The organism is Brevundimonas sp. (assembly GCF_046295775.1).
In the GTDB taxonomy this organism is placed as follows: domain Bacteria; phylum Pseudomonadota; class Alphaproteobacteria; order Caulobacterales; family Caulobacteraceae; genus Brevundimonas.
Genome location: NZ_JBKBML010000025.1, coordinates 15289 through 36325, shown reverse-complemented (window position 1 = coordinate 36325; position 21037 = coordinate 15289). Strand labels below are relative to the sequence as shown.

Here is a 21037-nt window from a genome sequence, read left to right as displayed (position 1 = left end):
AGACCGCGTCCCACGGCGCCCGCGCCGCCCAGCGCCAGGGCGCCGGCGCCGGCGACCGCCAGGCCGCCTGTCAGGGCCGAGCCCGCGCCCAGCGCCGGGCCGCCCGTGACCAGGGCGGCGGCGAGATTGGGAATGAACAGGGCGAGCATGGCCAGCAGCAGGGCCGCGACCAGTATGGTCAGGGCCTCGTAGATGTCGGGATTGGCGGAAGGCTGGAGCTGGGCGAAGACGGTCTGGGCGCCGGAGACCACGATGGCGAGCGCCAGGACCTTGAGGCCCGAAGAGACGACATAGCCCAGCGGCCGCTCCGCCAGGAAGGCCGACCGGCTCCAGATGCCGAAGGGCAGGAGCACGAAGCCGCCCAGGGTGACGATCTTGAACTCGACCAGGCTGACGATGATCTGCAGGGCGAGTATGGCGAAGGCCAGTAGTATGCCGATCATGGCCAGGCCGAGGATCAAGGCGTCGGCCATATTGCCGACCACGTCCAGCGGATTGCCGACTGGGGCGGGCGTCTCCCCCAGCGCCTTGACGATGGTCCAGCCCTGGGACAGGACGGCGCCCGGATTGAGAAAGGCCTCCCGGGTCAGGCCGCCGCCGCCCGCCGTCAGGCCCAACTGCAGGAAGCCCGCATAGATCGTCTCCGACAGGGCCTGCCAGTCGTTGATCAGCCAGGCGAAGACGCCGACCAGCAGGACCTTGCCGAAGGCCGCCGCCAGGATGTCGCGCTGGGGCGAGAGGGCCCACTGGACGCCGGTCAGGGCGACCACCAGGACGATCATCATCCCGAACACCCCGGCGACCGCCCCCTGGAGGGCGTCGAAGCCGGCCGAGACGGTGTTGGAGAACACCACCATCAGTTCGTTCGGCGTTTCGACCCCGACCGCCATCGCCCTACTCCCGCGCCCGCGAGAGCGGGTCGAAGGCCGGCGGACGGGGAACCGCCCGCGGCCCTCCGCTCCACCGGGCCCGCCGCAGGGCTTCTCCCGCCTCGCGGTCCGCGCTCTCCCGCGCGGTCTGCTCCGCCATCAGCCGGGCCTGGGCCAGAAGGATCGTGCGCAGGCCGGCCATCTCCTCGGCCAGGACCGCCAGCATCTGGTTGGTCGACTGGGCTGCGGAGGTCTGGCCCACAGCGGTCTCGCTGGCCCTGAGGGCGCCGGCCACCCGGTTCGTCCGGGCCTCGCCCAGCCGCTCGAGGTCCGCCGCCAGACGCGCCACGTCGCCGGCTGTCCTGCGCGCCGCGTCCAGCCGCGCCTCGCCCTGGCGGGCCAGACCCTCGCGGTCGACCGTCCGTGCATCCAGGCTGCGGACCGCGTCCGGATAGAGGGTCTCGAACTGCCGCTCCAGGGCTTCGGCCCGGCTCGCCAGGCCGCGCGCGGTCCGCGCCAGCTCGGCCATGTCGCGCAGGGACCGGTCGGACTCCATCAGATGGCTGTAGGGCGAGGCGGCAAGGGCGCGCGCCTCATTGGCCAGGCTCTCCAGCTGCCGCGCGGCCTGCAGCGCGTTCTCCAGATGATTGCGCGGATCGAAGACGATCTGCTGGGCGCTGGCGGGCGCCGCGCACGCCAGCGCCAGGACGAGCATCGCGCCGCCGACCGCCCTATGGGATCGCCGCTCGGTCCGCATGAAGATCGAACACCGCATCGACATGGCTCAGTCCTTTCGCCTTGAGAAATTCCTTCGCAAACTCATGAGGCTCCGCCTCTCTCTCGATCCGGTCGATGAGGCTCTGATCCTCCGGCCCGCCGGCCCCGCACAGGGCCAGGGCCGCGCCGTCCAGCCGAAGATCGAACAGCCGGCGGCCCCGGGGCTGGCGCCAGTAGTAGGCGCGCTTGGGCGGGGCGAAGGCGATCAGCTCCAGCTGCCGCCGGCTCAGGCCGAAGGCCTCGTAGTGGGCGGCCGAGGCCGGCTCGAGCGCCCGCGGATTGGGCAGGAAGACCTGGGTCGGACAGCTCTCGATCAGGGTCGAGGCGATGGTCGAGGCGGCCACATCGTCCAAGCTCTGGGTGGCGAAGATGACGGCGACCCGCTTCTTGCGCAGGGTCTTGAGCCATTCGCGGATGCGGGCGGCGAAGGCGGTGTCGTCCAGGAACAGCCAGGCCTCGTCGAGGATCAGCAGGGTCGGCCGGCCGTCGAACCCGGCCTCGAGCCGCCGGAACAGGGCCGAGAGCACCGGCGCGACCGCCGAGGGCGCGCCCATCAGACTCTCCAGCTCAAAGGTGTCGAACCGGCTCTCGCCCTCCGGCCCGGCCAAGCCGTCCAGCAGGGCCCCAAAGGGACCCTCCAGGGTGAAGGGCGCCAGGGCCGCGGCGACGGCCCGGTCCTGGACCAGGGCCTGCAGCACCGTCAGGGTCCGCTGGTCCTCGGGCGCCTCGGCCAGGGCCGTCAAGGCAGTCCAGACCGTCTCGCGCAGCCCCGGTCCGGCCCTCACCCCGCCGCGTACTGCGATGTCGCAGATCCAGTCGGCGGCCCAGGCCCGGTCGGTTTCCGTGTCGAGCCGCGCCAGGGGCTGCAGCCCGGCCCCCTCGCCGGGCGTCAGCGCCCGCCAGCGTCCGCCGCAGGCCAGGGTCGCGGCCCGGGCCGACCGGCCCTTGTCGAACACGACCACCCGCGCGTCCGGATAGCGGAACCACTGCAGGGCCAGGAAGGCGAGAAGCGCGCTCTTGCCCGACCCCGTCGGGCCCACGACCATGGCGTGACCGACGTCCCCGACGTGCAGCACGAGGCGGAAAGGGGTCGCGCCGGTGGTGCGCGCCACGGCGAGAGGCGGTCCCTCCAGGGCCGCGTCGCCCTGCGGCCCGGCCCAGACCGCCGAGACCGGCAGCAGGTCGGCCAGGTTCAGGGTCGAGACCAGGGGGCGGCGCACATCGGCGTAGGGCTCGCCCGGCAGGCCGCCCAGCCAGGCCTCCACGGCGTTCAGGTCCTCCGTGCGGGCCACCAGCCCCTGCCGGTTCAGGGCCCGTTCGATTGCTCGCGCCCGATCCGCCGCCTCGGCCTCCGTCGCCCCCAGCACGGCGACGGTCAGGGTCAGATAGCCGTAGGCGCAGGCGTCGGACCCCAGGGCCGCCAGGGCGCCGTCGCACTCCTCCGCCTTGGAGGCGGCGTCGGTGTCCAGGAGCGGCGTCTCCTCTCGGGTCACCGCCTCGCGCAGCAGGACGCCCAGCCCCTTGCGCTTGGCGAACCAGCGCTTGCGGATGCGCACGATCTCCTGCTCGGCCTCGGCCTTGTCCAGGGCGATCCAGCGCGCCGTCCAGCGATAGGGAAAGCCGAGATCGCCCAGCCCGTCGAGCAGGCCGGGCCGGGTCGCCGAGGGCAGCCCCCTCACCGAAACGACCCGAAGCCAGGCCTCGCCCAGCCGCGGAGCCACGCCGCCGGTCAGGGCCGCGTCGCCGAGCAGGGCGTCCAGGAAGACCGGCTCGTCCGGCGCCTTCACCGGCCGGGCCGAGCCCGAGGCGGCGTCATGCAGCCAGGTCAGAAGGTCGTCATCTCCCAGACGCCGGATTTCCGGCAGGGCGTCGGCGAGCAGGCCGGACAGGCCCTCCACCTCATGATCGAAGGCGGCCAGGGCCTGGCGCCAGTCCGCGTTCAGGCGCGACAGCCCGTCGAACATCCAGCGCTCCAGCCGCCGCGCCTGGTCGGCGGGCGGCAGCCAGGTCAGGGCGAGCCGGTAGTCGGTCTCGAAGGCCGGGTCGGACGCCTCGAACCCCTGACGACGCTCCGCATCCACCAGCCAGGCGGCCGTGCAGTCGAAGCCGCTCTCTCGCGGATAGTCGGCTGCAGGCCGGCGCCGCGCCTCCACATGCAGGCACCAGCCGCTCCCCAGCCGGCGCAGGGCGTTGTTGAGGCGCGCCCTCACCGCCATCAGCTCGTCCTCGGTCGAGGACTCCAGGTCGGGTCCACGGAAGGCGAAGCCGGCCAGCAGCGACCCGTCCTTGTTCAGGACCACGCCCGGCGCGACGATCACCGCCCAGGGCAGATGATCGGCCAGGGTCGCCGGGCGGCGGCGATGCTCATCGAGGAAGCGCATCCCGATCACCCGTCCAGATGGCCGGGCGTCTTCAGATGACGCCGCAGCACCTCGAAGAAGCGCCGGTCCGCCCGCGCGGCCCAGAGGCCGATCGCATGGGCCGCGGCCCACCACAGCAGGCCGAGCCACCAGATCCTCAGGGCCAGGCCCAGCACCAGGGCGATGGTGCCCATGACCACGGCGTAGTCCCTCGGCATACCGGCCAGCAGGACCGGTTCGGCCAGGGCCTGGGCCGTGGGCTGCTCCCAGCCGTCGGGACGCGCCTGGGCCATCAGCCGATCTCCGCCCCGCCGGCGAAGCCGAAGAAGTCCAGGAAGAAGGTCGAGGCGGCGAAGGCGATCGACAGGCCGAACATGATGCCCAGCCCCCGCCGCATCGACGACCCGCTCTCGCTCATGGCGATCCCCGCCCCGAAAAGGACCACGGCCACCACGGCTGCAGCCTGGACGACCGGCCCGGTGATCGACTGGATCACCTGCTGGAGCGGTCCCTCCCAGGGCATTCCGGAGCCCCCGGCCGCCGCCGGACCGGCCAGGATCAGGCCGAACGTCATCGTCGCGCCGATCAGCCGGCGCCCCTTCCGCATCCACATGTCGCTGTCCTCACGAGGCGGTCCCACCGCCTTCCCGACTCAAGGCAAGCAAACGATCCACAGGCCTGTCAACATGTTTTTAGTACATTTTACAACGACTTGTATGCAAGTCTTGCCTGCGTCGCCTTAAGTCCTGGCGACTTTAATGGGACGCCGCCCTGATACAGCGTGGCGTGGGCGTTGGGCGGCTTTCAACGCGCCGGCGGGCGTGAGCGCCGCAGCATGGCCCCTATTCCCTATCCGATCCTTCCGGCCGGTCGGGCCAGACTGGCGGCGAAGACCCCCGGGATGCGGGGTTTCGCCGTCGCATCGGTCGGGGCATGGTGACCGCGCCGGGCGCATCTCGGGAGGCCGACCATGTCAGGCGCATCGATCCTTCTGCTTATGGGCATCCTGGCGCATCAGCCCGAGACCCTGCCCCTGTCCGAAGTCGAGCGCGCGGATCCAATGCGGCTTGCCCCAGCGGTTCTTCCGCCCGAGATCGCCGGCCAGGTGACGGGTGGATGGGTGCGCCGGATGTGGATGCCCGGCCAGGTCCATCGTGCGCTGTTCTGGGAGACGCCCCAGCCTCACCGTCCGGGCCTGTGCGCCCGACGGGTACATGTCGTGGAACTGGTCAATGCGGAAGCCCCCGGCCATGAGGCCCCGCGCGGCACTCCCCTGGCGCCGCGGTCTCTGGGCGACGGCGTTCAGTACGGCCCCTCCCATCCCGAGCCGGCGACCTTTGAGCGGTGCGCCGAACTGACTGGCTATGTCGCCGGCCCAGTGGAGGACACCGAGGCCCAGCTAAGGATGATGCTGCGCCTTACAGAGGCCATGCGCCTGGCCGAAGAATCCGGCCCGCTTCCGTTCGAGTTGGCCTGTGAAAGCGAAACAGCCGACGCCTGCGCCGATCCGCGCGAGGCGCTGTCCGCCCTGCCGCTCGACAGGCTGATCGGCCTTCGGCTGCGCAACACCCAATACCGCGTCGACGACACGACGCCGGGCGTTCGAATCCGAAAGATGGAGCCTGTCATGGACGGACGCTGGCCCGAAGCCAGCGTCGAGTTCGACACATCCGGATCTGACGGGAAGTCTTGGAGCGTCACCCTTGTCGGCGCCGACCGCCTGGAGACGGTGCGCCTTCGCCGCTCCACCATCATTCGGCACTAATCCCGCTATCCGAGAGGCGGCCTTAGCGGCCTTGGATGGCCCTGGAAGCCGGAGCGGCGCCCGCCGCGCGCGAACCGTTTCGCGCTCCGCGACGTTGCAGCCGGGTTCGCCAAGGAGCCGTCATGCAGACACCGCCGCCGGAAGCCCCCGTGCCCTTCCTCGAAGCCGCCCGCCGCGCCCTTGAAGGCGACCCGGTCATGGTGCGGGAGGTTCTAGGGGCTGTGGGCGCCTTCAGCGTGCGCCTGCTGGTCGCGGCCCTCATCCTGGCGCTCACCCTGTGGGCGGCCAAACGGCTATCGAACTTCGCCCGGCGCGCGCTGGGCCGGCTGCCGCACCGCAATCATCCGGGCGACACCACGCTTAGCGACTTCCTGTCCGGCCTGGTGAAATGGCTGGTGATCGCCGTCGGCCTGGTCGCGGTGCTGCAACAGGTCGGCGTCCAGACCGCCTCGGTCCTCGCCATCCTGGGCGCCGCCTCCCTGGCCGTCGGCCTGGCGCTCCAGGGCACGCTCAGCAATGTGGCCGCCGGGGTGATGATCCTGCTGCTGAGACCCTACCGCATCGGCGACCGCGTCGAGATTCACGGCCGGTCCGGCAAGATCAGCGACCTGGACCTTTTCCACACCACGGTGGTGGACTACGACGGCCTGACCCTCGTCTATCCGAACGGCAAGGTGTTCGGCGAACTCATCGTCAACGTCGATGGCTCGGGCCGCCGCCGCATCGATCTCGCCTTCGGGGTCGACTACGAGGACGATCTCGACCTCGCACTCCGCCTGCTGCTCGAATGCGCCGCCGCCGATCCGCGCGTCCTTAAAGACCCGGAGCCCTGGTCACGGGTGACCTCCCTGGACGACAGCGCCGTCAGCGTCACCTTGCGCTGCTGGACCACGCCCGCCGACTGGCAGAACGCCAAATGCGATCTGATCAAGACGGTGAAGGAGCGGTTCGAGGCCGAAGGCTTGAGCTTCCCCTTCCCCCAGCGTGTCATGATGATGCGCGAGGTCTCCTCAACGGACGACGCCAAGGGCTCTCTCGTCCTCTCGCCGACATCCAGCTAGTGGCGGTCAGGGGGTCAGCTTGGCGATCCCGCCTGGCCCCCCCTCCGCATTACTCAAAGCAGTCGAGCCGGCGGGGCCTTCACCGGTTCCGCCGGCTTCGCCTCGCCCCGGCGCTCGCGTTCGACGCCGGCGCTGTACCGCACGTCCAGATCCCGGTCGCGCGTCAGCATCTCAAGGTCGGAAGCCGACAGGTCCGACCAGGCCCGGCCTCTGAGCGGCCCTGACGGCACGCGCGGCAGCAGGCCGGGTTCGCGGCTCCAGCGCAGCAAATCCTCGAGCGAGGCCTGGTTCAGCTGATCGCGGAGATGGTGGGCGGTGACATAGGCGTCGGGAAAGGCGCGGTGGGCGGGCAAACCCCGCTCATGCACCAGTCCCTCGGGCCGGCGCAGATAACGCAGCATCTGGTTGGAGAACCGCGGCAGCTCGGGCCACAGGCGCAGGGCGCATTTCCAGGTGCAGATCCAGTCGGCCCCGCCGGTCAGGCGCGGCGTGCAGAAGCGTTGCTCGAAGGCGGCCCTGTGCGCCGCCAGGGCTGCGACCGGCGGGGACGGTCGCAGGACGTCTTCGGCACCAGTTTTCCAGAAGGGCGCTCCCCGGACCGCCTCATCGGTGATGTGGTGCACGGCCATGGTGTCCGGCGAGATCGGCCGTCCGGGATTCACAAGCCGGGCGCCGCCCTCGCCCTCCAGCCGCCAGACGCCGTCCTCGCCCTCGGCCACGTCCTGCCAGCCGATCTCGCAGACGTCCGTGGGCCCGGACCCAGCCGTCTCCAGATCGATGACGCGCACCACCTGGCCCGTCGCCGACGCTCCGTTCACGATTTTGACTTCGCGCCCTTTTTGCCCAGGATCGCCTGGGCGGCGGAGGATTTGCGGGGGTTCTTCTCGCCGTCCTTGGCGGCGGCGGCGTTGGCGCGGCGGGCGGCGTGGCTGCCCTTGCCCTTGGTGTCAGACATGGAGACCTCCGTGTTCCTAGACGGACGAATACGGGCGGCCTCCATCTGTTCCGGAAGAACCTCATCAGATCCCTGTCAGCCGGGCTCCGTCACACCCCGGCCGGCTGGTGCGTTGCGGGACCCGTGGAGACCCGGCTTCGGCGCATGTCGGCCCAGAGATCAGCCATCGCCAACAGACCCCGCCGCCGGGCGTCATCCCCCTCTGCGATCGCTTCGGCGATCAGCTCGCTGATACGCTCCGAGATTTCGCTGACGGTCTTGGGTCTCGGCGGCGCGGCGGTGTGTCTCATTGAGCGGACAACCGGTCCAGCCCGCCGCCGTTCCACAAGTCAGGCTCTCGCCATCAGATGCAACCCCACTGTGGCCGCCGGCACGCACAGTTTAGCTTCGTCGACGAGGCCCTGGACGGCGTCTTCACAGATCGTGGGTGAGGTACCGACCGTCCTCGCAGCCTGCGACGGCGACCAGACCCTCGACCCTTCGGCCCGCCTTCGTCCGGGCCATCTGCACGATCAGATCGACCGCCGCGCCTATGGAGCGGCGCGGCGGTTCGGGCGCGACCTCCAGGATCAGGTCCTCCAGCCGCCGCAGGGCGTCCTCGGCCGTATTGGCGTGGAGGGTGCAGAGACCACCGGGATGGCCGGTGTTCCAGGCCTTGAGTGTCTCCAGGGCCGCTGCCCCGTCCCTCACCTCGCCCACCACGATCCGGTCCGGCCTGAGCCGGAGCGCGTCGCGCACCAGGTCCGCCACCCCGATCGCCGGATCGGCGGGCCGCGTCAGCAGCGAGACGGCGTCGGGCGCGGAGGGCTGAAGCTCGCGCGTGTCCTCGATCAGCACCAGACGGTCCCGCGCGAAGCCCGGCTCGGCCAGAAGGGCGTTGGCCAGGGTGGTCTTTCCCGATCCCGTGCCGCCCGACACCAGGATGTTGCGGTGCTCATCCACCGCCCGTCGAAGTCCGGTCGCCTGGATCTTGGTCATCGCTCCGTCGGCCACATAGTCGGCCAGCGTCCAAATCCGGCCCGCCGGTTTGCGGATCGAAAAGGCCGGCGCCGTCGCCAGCGGCGGCAGGATGCCCTGGAACCGCTCTCCCGTCGTCGGCAGGGTCGCCGACAGCCGCGGCGCATCCCGCCCGACCGTCTCGCCCGCATGGTCCGCCACCAGCCGGATGACCCGGTCGCGCGCCTCGCGCGAGACCGAAGCCCCGAGCGGTGATCGGCCCTCGCCCAGCCGGTCGATCCAGATCCGACCGTCCGGATTGACCATCACCTCCGTTACTTCCGCATCGGCCAGGGCCGAGGCGATCTCGGAGCCCAGGGCGTGTCTCAGCGCCTCGAGGCGACGCGCCAGTCCGAGCCGCCCGCCCTCGCTCACCCGGCCCTGGCCTCCGTCTCGTCGTTGGCGGTCGATAGCTCCCCTTCTGTGCGCCGGCGCGCGGCGACGATGCGCGAGGCGGCCGCATCCAGAAGCTTCTCGACCCGCCGGTCCACCTGCGCCTGGACCGTGGGATCCTCGTCCACCAGATCGTCCGGAAGCCGGACGAAGAAGGCCCGCGCCACCTCGATCAGCAGCTCCTGGACGATCTGCATGTCCCGACCGGTCGCCCGCATGTGGTCACGCAGGGCCCGTTCGATCCGCAGCAGCCGATCCTCGCTCTCGGCGGTGTTGCGCTGCAGTCCCCGCGAGATGGCCTGGCCCGCCGCCTGGCTGAGTGGAATGCGGCTGGCTCGGGCCTGGCGGGTCAGGGCCGCGGCCACGCGCGGATCCGCGAGGTAGACCTGCACCCGGCACGCCGGCGAAACGGACCTAGTCATGGGCGCCGCCCTGAAAGGCGTCCAGCACCGCCTCCTGCGCGGCCATCTCTTCGGCCACCCGGGCGTAGACCTGGGCGGTGCGCGCGGCGGCCTTGCGGTCGTCCATGGCCGCGACGGCCTCCTTGAACAGCGGCAGGGTCGCCGCCGCATCCTCGCCCCAGGCCCGGCGGCCGGTCCAGGGGTGAGGCGGCGCGGGTGGCGCGTCCAGGCCGGCAGCCTGGTCGGGCGCCGGCAGGCGGGCCCGCCCGCGGAAGGGTCGGCGGCGATCGTAGCGCAGCCGCCGGGTCCGCAGCGGACGCCGGCCCGCCACGAAGACCAACTGTTCGTGGTCCGCAAGGGCGCGGACCTCGCCGGGCTCCAGCAGCGGCCGCTCCACCTCCGAGCGCGAGACGCTCGACCGCCCCGCGCCCAGCAGGCCCGGCCCGCTGCGGCTGGTGCGCGCCTCCGCGACCGTCCCCGTCAGCCGCGAGACCTTGTCCTGGGTCATTGGATCCAGGGCCGAGAAGGCGGTGTAGACATGGCAGTTGTCCAGGATCGTATTGTGAACGCCGTAGGTCTCGGTGATGTCATTGAGCGACTGGGCCACCAGCATGGGCTTGATGCCGTAGCCGCTCATCAGCCGCAGCGACTTCTCGAAGAAGCCCAGTCGTCCCAGCAGGGGAAACTCATCCATCACCATCAGAAGCGGATGGCGCTTCTCGCGCCCCGCCGCGTCCCGGTCCTCCTCCGCCGTCAGCGACTGGGCGGCGGCGTAGAAGAGCAGCCGCGTCAGCGGCCGCAGCGCCGCCGCATCGGCCGGCGCGAGCCGCACATAGAGAGAAACCGGCGCCTCCGCGCACATCAGGTCGCCCAGGGCGAAGTCCGAGGCGGACACCGCCCGCTCGACATCCTCTCCCGCCAGCCACGCCAGATAGGAGCGCGCCGTGCCCTGGACCGAGGTGCGGAAGCGGTCGTGCATGGCCGCATAGCCCCTGACCGCCGTGCGGATGAAGGGATGGGGCTCGCCCTGCCCGTCCGGCCCCGGGCGGTGAAGGGCACGCATCATCACGTCCGCCGTGGCGTCGAGGTCAGCCAGGAGGTCCCGCACCTTGAGCAGGGTCTTGTCGCCGTCCTCGGCCACATGGAGCACATGCAGGATCACCGCCTGAAGGATCTCCGAGGCCGCCTTGTCCCAGATCGCCTCCTCGTCCCGGGTCCCGCCAGGATCCGACAGGATGGCCACAAGCCTCTGCACCTGGGCCAGCTCACCCGGGCCGGGACGGATCTCCGCCAGCGGGTTCCAGCGCGCCGAGGCCGGATCGCGCGGATCGAAATACAGCGCGTGGGAAAAGGTGGCCCGCCAGCCAGCCGTCGTCCGCCACAGCTCCTTCTTCGGATCGTGCACCAGCACGCTGCGCCCCCACGACAGCAGGGTCGGCGTCACATGCCCCCGCCCCTTGCCGCTCCGCGTCCCCCCGGTGACCAGCGTCGGCCGCAGGTCCAGGGTGGCCAGGACGCGTCCGCCCATCTCGCCGATCACCGCCCCGTCCCGGGCGCGCAGTCCCGAGGCGCGCGCGTCCGCCTCTCCGCCCCAGCCCCTCACCCGCCGGCTCCGTCCTCCGCCGTCGAGGACCGCGCCGAGCCCGAGCCCGGACACGGCCCCAACCAGGATCAGGGGCCCCGTCCTCTGCGCCACGGGCGCGGCCTCGGCGCCGAACGTCCGCATCCACAACAGCACCCGCCAGGGCGGATAGAGCGTCGCACCCTGGCCCACATCGAGCCCCTCGCCGAGCACCGGATCAAACCCATAGGCCCAGGCGAACAGCTGCGTGGACGCCCACAGGCCGACCGAGAGACCGCACCCTAGGCCGAGGAGCCGGGCCTTCACGGCGCCGCGTCCCCGACATCCGAGGCTTCAGCCCGGCCGGCCTCGGCCTCGAGCACCAGCACCGCCGCGGCGTCCATGCGCCGCCTGTGGTAAACGCCCAGAGCCTCCGGCAGACCCCCGCCGCCCGGCGCCTCGAACAGGTCGACAAGCGCCCTCGCCTCATCCTCGAGATCGTCAAATACACGCCGTTCGGCCTCCGCCAGCTGGCGCAGCTGGCTCGCCACCCGTCCATAGGCGTCGGCGAGCGCGGCGTTCCCCGTGGCCCGCACCGTCCGCAGCATATGGCCCGAGAGCGCCTCCACCGGATCCTCGCTTGGCCGCCCGCCTCCCACATGCGCCTGGCCCGCCCCGTTCACGCTCACGGACAGGCAGTGCAGCCGGAAGGCCAGACGATCCACGACCACCGCCGGCTCGAGCCGCGGGGCGAGGAAGCCTCCGGCCGGCGCCCGCTCCACCAGGCCATAGCCGCACAGCCAGGCCAGGGCCTCGCGCACCGGCGTGGTCGACAGCTTCAGCCGGCGCGCCTCGTCCACGATCACCACCGGCTGTCCCGGCGCATAGACGCCGGTCTCGGCGCGGCCCATGAGGCTGGCCAGGGCCTGGATGAAGGGATCAGGGCGACGGGTCACGACGGCCTCCGACAGGATCAACCGACTATTCCGCTCCGCCGGACGCTCGCCAACAGGTTGCGGAGCGAAAGTCCCGCCCCCGCCGAAGATCGTCGTCGCCCGCGCCGGAAACCGGCGCAAGCCGCGCCGTTTTGTGTCGTCCAGCGGCTGCGACGGCGGCCCCGGCAAGCTGCGCCGTTGCCGAACAGGCTTCCAGACGCCACCATTGGCGCGGGGAGGTTGCATGACCAAGGACGCGTCCGGATCCGGAGTGGACGGCCGACGGCTCTCGCAGGCCCTGCGCGGCGTGCGCCGGCTGCGGCGCCTGTCGAGCGCCGAGACGGCCGCCCGCATGCACCTGTCCCTGCGCAGCTACCAGCGGTTCGAGGCGGGGGCCGTGCGGCTGAACATCGACCACGTCCACCGGTTCGCGGCCGCGACCGGCAGCGACGCCCACGCCATCCTCCTCGCCGTCGCCATTGGCTCTCCCCAGTTCGCCGTCCGCGCGGCCGACAACCAGATGGGCGCCATCCTCACCATCGCCCTGCAGAAGTTCGACGAAGCCCAGGGCGACCGCCTGGCGCGGCTGGACATCCATACCCTGATCCGGGTGATCGGCGGCGCCTTCGATGAGCTGGGCGAAATCCTCGGCCCCGACGATCCGGACCAGACCTGGATCGACGACGGCCTCGGCGCCCTGGCCGAACGTCGCCCCAAGCCCGGCCGCTGAACCGGCTCGGCTCAACGCCGGATATACTCCACATATAGCTTTTCAGCCGGCCTGAGCGCGCGCCTCCTGAGGTCCACCGCAATCCCGCGGTGAGCAAGACCAAGGAGAGACCTCGATGACCGCACCGCGTCTGAATAGGGTTCGCCTGGGCGACGCCAGCACGCTGACGCGCGACCTCCAGGACGGACCATATCTGGAGATCAACGTCTTCGACAGCCGCACGCCCGCCGGGTGAGCCGAGGGCGGATGGCGTCCGCGCCATCCGCCAGGCCGCCGCGCTTACACACGTCCACCTCTATCAGGAGGTCATCATGACCCGACTCGAACAGCCGACCCTGCGCCGCACCGTCCTTGGGCGCGCCCGGACCGCCACGCGCGATCTGATGGGCGGCATGCATACCGAGATCAACGTCTTCGACAGCCGCGCCTGGGCCGGCTGAGACAGAGGGGCGGCGTGTCTCCCGTCGCCCCCACCGGCACAATACATGTCCATACTCTGGCCCGCCCCACAGCTTTTTTTCGCCGTCGTAGAACCCGATGCCGTCGTGCTCGACATCGCCGCGGATCGTTATGAGTGCCTTTCGCAGGCGGCGGACTGGCTGCAGGTCCTCGAAGACCGGTCCCTACAGGTCGCAGACGCATCCATGGGTCAAGCGCTCGTCGACGCCGGCCTGGCTGCGCAAAGCCCGCCGCCTCGCCCCCTCAAGTCTGTCGCTCCGCCTGACGCCGAGCTGGACCCCGCCGCCGGCGGCGCCCTGGCAGCCATCATGCGCGCCGGCGTTTCCCAGGCGGCGTCGGGACTACGATTCAGGCGGCTGGATCTCGCCGAGCTGACGGCGCCCCTTGAGGTCCGCCCGGAGCGTGGCCTCTCCGCCGGCGATGTCGCCGCCTTCAAATCCGCGTCGGCCTGGATCCCGTTCGAGGGCGAATGTCTCGATCGCGCGTACAAGCTGCGGCGCTATCTCCATGCACTCGGCGTCCCCGTCGACTGGATCTTCGGCGTGCGCACCTGGCCGTTCGCCGCCCACTGCTGGGTTCAGCTCGGCTCCCAGGTTGTCGGCGACAATCTCGAGCGTGTCCGGCGCTACACCCCGATCGCGGCCTTCTAGGATGCGCGACTATTTCCTTGTCTCCCGGCAGGCCGACCGTCCCGAAACTTTGGCGCTGTCCGAACGGCTTCTGGCCGAAGCCCGTCGGGAAGGATGGATCGTCCGCGATCTGGGCCCCCGTGCATGGCTGGCCAGCGGGCCCGACCGAGCACTGGCGGTCACCCAAGTCTCAAACTGGAGCCTGGTCGGCGACGTGCTGAACCGTCGCAACGCCGACCCCATTGCGGTTTCGTCGGACCACCCGCGCTCCTATGAAGCCAAGCTCATGCGACGCTTCTGGGGTCGCTACGTCGGTTTTGCCTTCGAGGCGTCTGGCCGCCTGGCGGCTGTCCTACGCGACCCGTCCGGCGCGCTTGAGGCCACGGTCTGGGAGCAGGACGGCCTAGCCATCGCGACATCGGCGGCCTCATCCTGGTGGCTCAGCGCCCTCGCTCCAGGCTGGACCGTCAGCCGCTCTCAACTGGCCGCCGCGCTAAACGACCCGCTGCACGCGTCCGCAGCTCTTCTGTTTGACGGCGTCACCGGCGTCCTCCCCGGCTCGCTGCAGGCCTGGCCTTTGTCGACCCCGCCCTGCAGCCTATGGTCGCCGGCCGAGATGGCGCGCGAGAGCCTGCACGCGCCACCGCCCGCCACATTTGCAGCGGCCTACCTCCGGGCAGCCCTCGAAGAGACGGTCGATGGCCTGGCGGGTCTCGGAGGGCCGCTGGGGATGGAAATCTCCGGCGGCCTGGATTCTTCCATTGTCGCCGCCTGCCTGAATGACCGGGACACAGACCCGCCCGTGGCGCTCTGGCTGAATGCCTATGGCGCCTATCCGGAAGCCGACGAGCGGTCTCACGCCGCGCGGGTCGCCACGCATCTCGACGTCCCGCTTACAACCGCGCCCCATGCCGTCGCCCGTCTTACGGAGGCGAGTCTCGAAGCGGCGGCCGGCGGTCTGAGGCCGCCGCTGAGCGGGCTGGACAGGGCGCATGACGAGGACTGGGCCCGTCGGTGCCGTGCGGCGGGAGCCGAGGCCCTGTTCACCGGCAAGGGCGGCGATTCCATTCTGCTGCAGCGGGCCGACGCGGACGTCTTTGTCGACCAATTCCAGATCGAAGGCTGGAGAACGCTCCTGCATTGCGACACCGCGGCGCTTGCCCGGTTCAATGCGAAGTCGGTCTGGACCTTCCTCCAGGCCGCGCACAGGCGACGCAATCCTTTGGATGACCTGCGCGGTTCGTCTTGCATTCGTCCTGCCGAACAGACGGGCGAGGCGCACCCCTGGCTCAGCGATCTCGAGTCTTTCGGGCCGGCGAAGATCCTGCAGATCGCGGGCGTGGCGGACGGGGTCATGCGACACGGCGCAACGGTCCTTACGGAGGCGGTCGACGTCCGGCACCCCTTCTGCGCCCAGCCAGTGGTCGAAGCCTGCCTGCGACTCCCAAGCTGGACCCTAACCCATGGCGGCCGCGATCGCGGTCTGGCCCGCACCGCCTTCGCCGACCGGCTGCCGCCCCTGACCATCGACCGGAGGACGAAGGGCGACATGAGTCGGGTCTACGGCCATCTGGTGCGTGACAGCCTGCCCTTCCTTCGTGACTGGCTGCTCGATGGCCGCCTCGTCCAGCTTGAGCTGCTGGACCGGATCGAGCTGGAGGCCCAGCTCGATCCGGATGCGCTTCGGTGGCGCGGCGGCTACGGCGCGCTCATTCGACTGGCGGCCTATGAAGCGTGGGTCAGGGTGTGGGAGCGTCGACTGGGCCGTCCGGCAGGGTCTCTTCCAACCACGCCAGAACCTGAGCCAGTCGGTCTCGCGCGTTGGCGGGGCTCATCAGATGATGGGCCTCTCCCCAATAGGTGATCAGACGCGCCCGCCCCCCTAGCCGGTTCAGGGCGCTGAACATCCGCTCCAACTGCGACATGGCCACGTAGTCCCGATCGGCGGTGATCAGCAGCACAGGCGCCGTGATGCGGTCCGCCGAAAACAAGGCGCTGCGTTCGGTGTAGAGTTCGGGCTGCACCCAGGGCGGCGCGCCCAGCTCGCCTTGCCCGCTCTCAACCCACCCCTGCTGGTTGACAATATAGAGGCCGTCTTCGGGCTGGATCCGGGCCGCCGGGACGAACTCGCCCCAATGGCCTGCCATGTCGCTCGGAGCCGAGGAGGCGATGATGGAGCGATAGCGCTGGCTGCGGGTCGCGACGCCGAGAACGACGTAACCGCCATAGCTGTGTCCCATGAGTGCAATGCGGTCAGGTCGCAGCTGCGGCCATGCGCCAAGCGTGGCGTCAACCGCGAGGTCGAGCCCACGCGAATGGCTGTCGAACCCCGGCGCGCCCTCCCCCTCCATCACGAGGGACGGCGAGAGAACCGCATATCCGGCTCCCACGAGAAGATCGGGCCGAATAGCATAGGCCAGGGACAGGGGCCCGGACCAGCTGTTGGCGTCCACAGACCCGGGATAGGCCTGGACCACAAGGCCCCTGGGCGTCCCTTTTCGCGGCAGATAGAGGGCGCTTCTCACCGACCGGCCCAGCACGTCGCGGTGCGCGATCCATTCAGGCTGGGCCAGGTCCGCATCGGCAAACCGCTCATTCACCGCATCGATCGGCCACCGGCGCCCAGCGGTCTGGACCACCAGCCTCTCGGACAGGCCCTGCCGCTCAAGCCCCATGGCCGCCTTGGCCGAGACGGCGAGGAAGCGCCAGGGCGCCGGCCCGGGCCCAAGCCGCTCAACCGTCGCATCGGCGTCCGGCGCCTTGAGTCCGAGCGTCACCGGTTCCCCGCCCGCACCAATCGCGGTGAGCCAGGGCGCCCGCGAAGGTTCATTCACGGTCAGGCGCATGACCCGTTCGGGATCGGAGGTCAGAACCTCGGTCAGCTGGTCATCGTCCGGCGTCACCGCGCGTGCGCCGCCCCCTCCGAGCGACCAAAGCCGGCCGTCCGCGAAGCCAAGCAGATCGGTCCCTCTCTGCAGCGCTATCTGGGACGGAACGGCGTCCAGGTTCTGTGTCAGGGACACTGGCGGTCGGCTTGGGTCCAGCCGCCACCAGTCGCGACGCGTTCCCGCGCTGGCCTGGGCGTAGACGACCGCCGCCTCTCCGGCCCAGGCCGCCCGCACCCCACGCAGGACCGCGGCGTCGTCTCCGACAGAGAGCGCCCCCATGTCGAAGGTCCGCACGCCGTCGGCGCCGAGGCCGTACAGGCGCCCTTCACTCCATTGCGCTCCGTCTTCACGCCCCCAGATCAGAACTTCCGTCGACGCCGCGTTCCACTGCAAAAGATGGGGCGCGGCGTCGATCCGTTCGGCAGGCCGTCGCGTCTGTCCAGTCTCGAGATCCAGGACCACGACCCTCTGTCTGAGGCGACCCTCGGCCTGCACGATGTGATCCGCCCGCGTCGGGATTGGATCTCCGCCGAACAGAACCGCCACGGATCGACCGTCAGGCGAGGCGGCGAAGTCGAACAGCCGACCCTCCGCCAGCGTGTACGCCCGACCAAGGCCGTCCAGCCGCACGAGCCGCTGCAAAGGCTCGGGCGTCTCCGCTGCGGCGACGCCGTCGCGCGTCTCGACGACCGTCCTGGACGGCGCTGATCCCAAGGCGCTCGTCTCCCAGGCCCGCGACAACCGGGCGGGCGCCCCGCCGATGTGTCGGACCAAGCCCGGGAGGCTTCCGTCCGGGCGGGTGAGCAGGAGCAGATCGCCATTGGCCAGCCACTGGGCGTTTGCGCCGGCCAGGGGCGTTTCGGCCGCCAGACCGGTCCATCGAACGCTCCGCCCTTCCGGATCGGCCACCCCGTATTCGTATCGCCCCTCGCCGAACCGAGAGACGAGCAGCCGATCGCCGGACGGCGACCAGTCTCCGCGCAGAAGGCCGGTTCTTTCGTCCGGAAGAAGGCGGACCGGGACCGCCTCCGGCTGGCTCAGGTCGACACGCCACAGGTCGAACGCCGCCCAGACCGACCGCTGGGCGAGGTCGAACCTCGGCGTGCCTTCATAGGGCCCTCGCTTCTCATAGACCGCCCATCGCCCATCCGGCGAAATGGACGCCCGTCCGAAGGCTTCGAGGGACAGGATGTCGTCGAGCGTGGGCGCGCGGGGCTCATTAGCGTGGGCGGGCTCCGCCCAGCCGATCACGATCGCCGCAGCCGCGGCGAGCATCAGGAACCTAGTCATGTCCGGCCCTCACCAGCGCCGGATGAGCTGAAGCGCCGCAACGCGGCCAAGCAGGCTGGCCTGTCCCGGGTCGAAGCCGAACCCTGTCGCCGCATCATGGAAGGGCGGGTCGGCGTCGAAGAGGTTCTGGACCGTCAACGTCAGCCGTGTGCCGGACCCTGCGCCCGGCGACCAGCCCAGCTGCAGATCGGCCGTGTTCCAGGCGTCGATCCGGCGACCGGTGCGGTCCCGATAGTCCGAAACATGGTTCCAGTGCACGCCGAGATCGACGGCGTCCCCCACCCATCGAACCCCCGTACGCGCCCGCAGCCTGACGGGATAGCCGATGAGCCCGGCCACCTGGCGGACCGGGGCGACCGGCGTGGGTCGGGTCTCATAGTCGAGTATCCACGACCCCGAGGTCTCCAGCACGAGCTGACCGGCGTCGAGGCTCAGGGCGCGGCGCGCCGAGAGGTCCAGACCGCGCACCGCGACCGCGCCCGTATTGACCCAGCGGGCGTCCACCACGGCCGCATAGGTGTCTATTGGATAGAAGCTGGGGAAGCCCGGCAGGCCGGCATAGCTCTGGATCAGCAGGAGGTCGGCGGCGTTGCCGGCCGGATTGACGAGAGTCACGAAGGGCGAAAGGGCCGGATCGCCGAGCACGCCGAGCAGGTTTTCGGCCACCGGCTGGGCGATGCGGTCCTCGAACCGGGTGTCGAAATAGGTCAGGCTGAACACACCGCCCGCCGGCCGCCAGTCGAAGCCGGCCGTGAAGGTCTCGGCCGTCTCCGGCTTGAGAGACTCATTCCCGCCGACCAGGAAGAGGGCGAGCGCGGACGAGCCGTCCGGCCGGTTGATGAAGGCGCCCGACGCGCCCGGCGCATCGTAGATCTGCGGCAGCGACGCCGCCCGGAAGGCGGAGCCCCAGGTGGCCCGCGCCGTCAGCTCGGCCGCCGGCGACCAGACCAGGCCGACCTTCGGATTGATGGTCCGCCCGAAGTCGTCGTAGCGCTCCACCCGGGCGGCCGCCGAGACCTCGAGGCTGCGCACGCCGGCCAGCCCCATCTCCGGGCTCACCAGCGGCAGGCGGCCTTCCGCGAACAGCGCTTCGATGCGCCGCTCCCGGGTCGGCAGCACCGTCTCGACCGGCGCGGCCGTCGAGAAGAAGTTGCGGGTGCGGGTGTCGAAGGTTTCGCGACGGGCCTGCCCGCCGATCGCGACCTGCAGCGGACCGGCCGGCAGATCCATCACCGGCCCCTGGACCAGGGCGTTCACCGAGGCGGCGCGGCTCCGGTCGCGGGCTTCGGTGAAGCCGGACCGGATGAAGTCGAGCACGGCGCGGCTGTTGGTCGACCCGTCGCCGAACAGGTTGAGGTAGCCGTCCCGAGCCGCGCTGTACGCCGTCGCCGGATCGTCGGGAATGTTGCCGAGCGCCTCGGCGACGAAGCGGCTGTTCACCCGGTTGGTGTTGCGCAGGGCGCCGCGCTCCTCCGCCCAGGCGGCGTAGACGTCAAGCGTCCAGTCGGGCGAGAGCGCGAACCGGAAACCCGCCGTGCCGCCCAGGCTCCGCGACGATCCCGTGCGGCGGATCGGCCCCACCTCATCCCCGAAGGCGTAGCCGACGATATGGGACGCCGCCCCGGTGGGAGACACGAAATAGGGGTTGGCCCGGCTCATGGTGGTTAAACCCACATTGGGCTGCCCCCGGAAGTCGAAGTCGCGCAGGCTGAATCGCAGATCCCCCGAGAGCTCGAGCCGCGCGCCCGCGTCCTGCCTGAGGCTCAGATAGGCGGCGTGCCGGTCCGACGCCGGCAGGAGATCGGCGCCCAGGGTCGAAATCTGCAGATTGGCCTCACCGGCCGCGAAATCCCCGGGCCCGGTCGCCACGCCGGACGGTCCGGGCCGGATCGCGAACTGCGACCGATAGGCCCCGGCCGCCGCATCGTAGACCAGGATGTTGCCGGGACTGGCGTAGAGCCCCCGATGGTCCGTCCCGCCGAACGGCCGCAGGTCGCCATCCGCCGTATAGGGGCGGTCCAGCGAACTGAGCGCCCTGGTCGTCTGATATTCATAGGCGCCCAGCACCGCGCCGGACCCCCAGCTGCGCCCGGCCATATGGGACAGGCTCACATCCTCCGCGCCGCCCTGGGCCGCGGAAACCCGCAGGCGGCTCTCCTGGCCGTCGAACCGCCGTCTCAGGATCACATTGACCACGCCGGCCACGGCGTCCGACCCATACAGGGCCGAGGCGCCGTCGAGCAGCACATCCACCCGCTCGACCGCGGCGGACGGCAGGGCCGAGGCGTCGCCGAACTCGGCCCGGAATCCGGTTCCGGCCAGGCGGCGGCCGTTCACCAGCAGGAGGGTCGAGGACGGACCCAGCCCCCTGAGGTTCACGCCGGTGGCGTAGACGGCGTTGGATCCGCCGCGGTCCGATCCCGTCAGTTGCACGACCGGCGTGGCCGAGCCGGCGTAGTTCTGCGGCAGATCGGTCAGGGCTTCGGCGACGGTCCCGTAGCCCCTCCGGTCGAGCTCGGCCCGGTCCAGCGTCACCACCGGCGCGGCCAGGTCGCCCGACACGTTCAGCAGCGTCCCGGTGACCACAATGTCCTCGACCTGGACCGCCGTCTCCTCGGCCAGGGCCGTGCGCCGCAGCACCAGGACCCCGGGCCGCGTCTCGGTCCAGCCCAGGCCCGACCCGCGCAGCAGCCGCTCGAGCGCCTCCCGAGGCGCATAGCGGCCCCGAAGTCCTTCGCTGCGCCGCCCCTCCACCAGATCCGCCGTGAAGAAGATCTGCTGGTCGGCCTGGGCCGCGAAGCCGTTCAGCGCCTCCCGCAGCGATCCGGCCGGAATGTCGAAGGGCCTGACCGCCTGGGCGCTCGCGGGCGCTCCAGCCAAGACCACGCAGGCGGCTAGGGCGCTCCCCGTCAACAGGCTCAATCGGTTCATGTCGTCATCTCCTCCCCACGCCGCCTCATGGCGACCG

General features: G+C 70.7%; 18 protein-coding genes and 1 pseudogene. 6 read left to right on the top strand and 13 right to left on the bottom strand.

From position 1 onward, the window contains the following. From trbL to ACK4I0_RS12295, 5 genes are all read right to left on the bottom strand, one after another. On the bottom strand, positions 1 to 890 hold an 890-nt coding region (gene trbL / locus ACK4I0_RS12315; RefSeq protein WP_409611385.1), incomplete at its 3' end, for a P-type conjugative transfer protein TrbL. Positions 891 to 894: 4 nt separating this feature from the next. Beyond that, positions 895 to 1584 (bottom strand): conjugal transfer protein TrbJ, encoded by a 690-nt coding sequence (locus tag ACK4I0_RS12310; protein ID WP_409611383.1) that lies wholly within the window; start codon positions 1582 to 1584, stop codon positions 895 to 897. Positions 1585 to 1600: 16 nt separating this feature from the next. Further along, entirely contained in the window at positions 1601 to 4027 is a 2427-nt protein-coding gene (gene trbE / locus ACK4I0_RS12305) for a conjugal transfer protein TrbE (protein WP_409611381.1), read from the bottom strand. A gap of 5 nt (positions 4028 to 4032) precedes the next feature. Then, positions 4033 to 4299, bottom strand: a complete 267-nt coding sequence (locus ACK4I0_RS12300) for a VirB3 family type IV secretion system protein (protein ID WP_409611379.1) — start codon at positions 4297 to 4299, stop codon at positions 4033 to 4035. Continuing rightward, positions 4299 to 4619: a TrbC/VirB2 family protein gene (locus ACK4I0_RS12295; protein ID WP_409611377.1), complete on the bottom strand. Its 321-nt coding sequence runs from the start codon at positions 4617 to 4619 to the stop codon at positions 4299 to 4301. Before ACK4I0_RS12295 ends, ACK4I0_RS12300 begins: the two co-directional genes overlap by 1 nt. A gap of 357 nt (positions 4620 to 4976) precedes the next feature. Here ACK4I0_RS12295 and ACK4I0_RS12290 point away from each other — a divergent pair, with 357 nt between their 5' ends. Next, a complete protein-coding gene (locus ACK4I0_RS12290) occupies positions 4977 to 5771 on the top strand; it encodes a hypothetical protein (protein WP_409611375.1) in 795 nt (264 codons plus the stop codon). Positions 5772 to 5893: 122 nt separating this feature from the next. Further along, positions 5894 to 6832, top strand: coding sequence for a mechanosensitive ion channel family protein (locus ACK4I0_RS12285; protein WP_409611373.1), 939 nt, complete (start codon positions 5894 to 5896; stop codon positions 6830 to 6832). A 53-nt stretch (positions 6833 to 6885) separates the two neighbouring features. On the opposite strand, the gene ACK4I0_RS12280 is transcribed toward ACK4I0_RS12285, so the two are convergent. The 6 genes from ACK4I0_RS12280 to ACK4I0_RS12255 form a co-directional block, all read right to left on the bottom strand. Then, positions 6886 to 7650: an exonuclease domain-containing protein gene (locus ACK4I0_RS12280; RefSeq protein ID WP_409611371.1), complete on the bottom strand. Its 765-nt coding sequence runs from the start codon at positions 7648 to 7650 to the stop codon at positions 6886 to 6888. Next, complete coding sequence (locus tag ACK4I0_RS12275; RefSeq protein ID WP_409611369.1) at positions 7647 to 7787, bottom strand: hypothetical protein; 141 nt, start codon at positions 7785 to 7787, stop codon at positions 7647 to 7649. Before ACK4I0_RS12275 ends, ACK4I0_RS12280 begins: the two co-directional genes overlap by 4 nt. A 414-nt stretch (positions 7788 to 8201) precedes the next feature. Continuing rightward, positions 8202 to 9158 carry a P-type conjugative transfer ATPase TrbB gene (gene trbB / locus ACK4I0_RS12270; protein WP_409611367.1) on the bottom strand — a complete coding sequence of 319 codons (957 nt, stop codon included), beginning with the start codon at positions 9156 to 9158 and terminating at the stop codon, positions 8202 to 8204. Next, positions 9155 to 9598 (bottom strand): hypothetical protein, encoded by a 444-nt coding sequence (locus tag ACK4I0_RS12265; RefSeq protein ID WP_409611365.1) that lies wholly within the window; start codon positions 9596 to 9598, stop codon positions 9155 to 9157. The genes trbB and ACK4I0_RS12265 overlap by 4 nt, the downstream gene beginning before the upstream one ends. Continuing rightward, a complete protein-coding gene (locus tag ACK4I0_RS12260) occupies positions 9591 to 11465 on the bottom strand; it encodes a type IV secretory system conjugative DNA transfer family protein (protein WP_409611363.1) in 1875 nt (624 codons plus the stop codon). The genes ACK4I0_RS12265 and ACK4I0_RS12260 overlap by 8 nt, the downstream gene beginning before the upstream one ends. After that, positions 11462 to 12094: a hypothetical protein gene (locus ACK4I0_RS12255; RefSeq protein ID WP_409611361.1), complete on the bottom strand. Its 633-nt coding sequence runs from the start codon at positions 12092 to 12094 to the stop codon at positions 11462 to 11464. Before ACK4I0_RS12255 ends, ACK4I0_RS12260 begins: the two co-directional genes overlap by 4 nt. A gap of 223 nt (positions 12095 to 12317) precedes the next feature. On the opposite strand from ACK4I0_RS12255, the gene ACK4I0_RS12250 reads away from it, so the two are divergent. The 4 genes and pseudogenes from ACK4I0_RS12250 to ACK4I0_RS12235 all read left to right on the top strand — a co-directional run. Then, the gene (locus tag ACK4I0_RS12250) at positions 12318 to 12803 is read left to right on the top strand and encodes an XRE family transcriptional regulator (protein WP_409611359.1); all 486 of its coding nucleotides are present in this window, start codon (positions 12318 to 12320) and stop codon (positions 12801 to 12803) included. Between the two features lie 311 nt (positions 12804 to 13114). Further along, a complete protein-coding gene (locus tag ACK4I0_RS12245) occupies positions 13115 to 13243 on the top strand; it encodes a hypothetical protein (RefSeq protein WP_409611357.1) in 129 nt (42 codons plus the stop codon). A 45-nt stretch (positions 13244 to 13288) separates the two neighbouring features. Further along, positions 13289 to 13912: a lasso peptide biosynthesis B2 protein gene (locus ACK4I0_RS12240; protein WP_409611355.1), complete on the top strand. Its 624-nt coding sequence runs from the start codon at positions 13289 to 13291 to the stop codon at positions 13910 to 13912. Between the two features lies 1 nt (position 13913). After that, a pseudogene (locus ACK4I0_RS12235) lies at positions 13914 to 15563 on the top strand (asparagine synthase-related protein); the annotation flags it as partial. Positions 15564 to 15630: 67 nt separating this feature from the next. Here ACK4I0_RS12235 and ACK4I0_RS12230 read toward each other — a convergent pair. Beyond that, the gene (locus tag ACK4I0_RS12230; RefSeq protein WP_409611353.1) at positions 15631 to 18069 is read right to left on the bottom strand and encodes a S9 family peptidase; all 2439 of its coding nucleotides are present in this window, start codon (positions 18067 to 18069) and stop codon (positions 15631 to 15633) included. Positions 18070 to 18078: 9 nt separating this feature from the next. Next, positions 18079 to 21000 carry a TonB-dependent receptor domain-containing protein gene (locus tag ACK4I0_RS12225; RefSeq protein ID WP_409611351.1) on the bottom strand — a complete coding sequence of 974 codons (2922 nt, stop codon included), beginning with the start codon at positions 20998 to 21000 and terminating at the stop codon, positions 18079 to 18081. Between the last annotated feature and the right edge of the window lie 37 nt (positions 21001 to 21037).

What these genes read in the sequence shown, in the direction of transcription:
- ACK4I0_RS12295 (WP_409611377.1), bottom strand. Translation starts at nt 4,619, where the DNA reads ATGTGGATGCGGAAGGGGCGCCGGCTGATCGGCGCGACGATGACGTTC.
- ACK4I0_RS12265 (WP_409611365.1), bottom strand. Translation starts at nt 9,598, where the DNA reads ATGACTAGGTCCGTTTCGCCGGCGTGCCGGGTGCAGGTCTACCTCGCG.
- ACK4I0_RS12300 (WP_409611379.1), bottom strand. Translation starts at nt 4,299, where the DNA reads ATGGCCCAGGCGCGTCCCGACGGCTGGGAGCAGCCCACGGCCCAGGCC.
- ACK4I0_RS12285 (WP_409611373.1), top strand. Translation starts at nt 5,894, where the DNA reads ATGCAGACACCGCCGCCGGAAGCCCCCGTGCCCTTCCTCGAAGCCGCC.
- ACK4I0_RS12310 (WP_409611383.1), bottom strand. Translation starts at nt 1,584, where the DNA reads ATGCTCGTCCTGGCGCTGGCGTGCGCGGCGCCCGCCAGCGCCCAGCAG.
- trbE (WP_409611381.1), bottom strand. Translation starts at nt 4,027, where the DNA reads ATGCGCTTCCTCGATGAGCATCGCCGCCGCCCGGCGACCCTGGCCGAT.
- ACK4I0_RS12230 (WP_409611353.1), bottom strand. Translation starts at nt 18,069, where the DNA reads ATGACTAGGTTCCTGATGCTCGCCGCGGCTGCGGCGATCGTGATCGGC.
- ACK4I0_RS12225 (WP_409611351.1), bottom strand. Translation starts at nt 21,000, where the DNA reads ATGAACCGATTGAGCCTGTTGACGGGGAGCGCCCTAGCCGCCTGCGTG.
- ACK4I0_RS12240 (WP_409611355.1), top strand. Translation starts at nt 13,289, where the DNA reads ATGTCCATACTCTGGCCCGCCCCACAGCTTTTTTTCGCCGTCGTAGAA.
- ACK4I0_RS12245 (WP_409611357.1), top strand. Translation starts at nt 13,115, where the DNA reads ATGACCCGACTCGAACAGCCGACCCTGCGCCGCACCGTCCTTGGGCGC.
- ACK4I0_RS12250 (WP_409611359.1), top strand. Translation starts at nt 12,318, where the DNA reads ATGACCAAGGACGCGTCCGGATCCGGAGTGGACGGCCGACGGCTCTCG.
- ACK4I0_RS12275 (WP_409611369.1), bottom strand. Translation starts at nt 7,787, where the DNA reads ATGTCTGACACCAAGGGCAAGGGCAGCCACGCCGCCCGCCGCGCCAAC.
- ACK4I0_RS12290 (WP_409611375.1), top strand. Translation starts at nt 4,977, where the DNA reads ATGTCAGGCGCATCGATCCTTCTGCTTATGGGCATCCTGGCGCATCAG.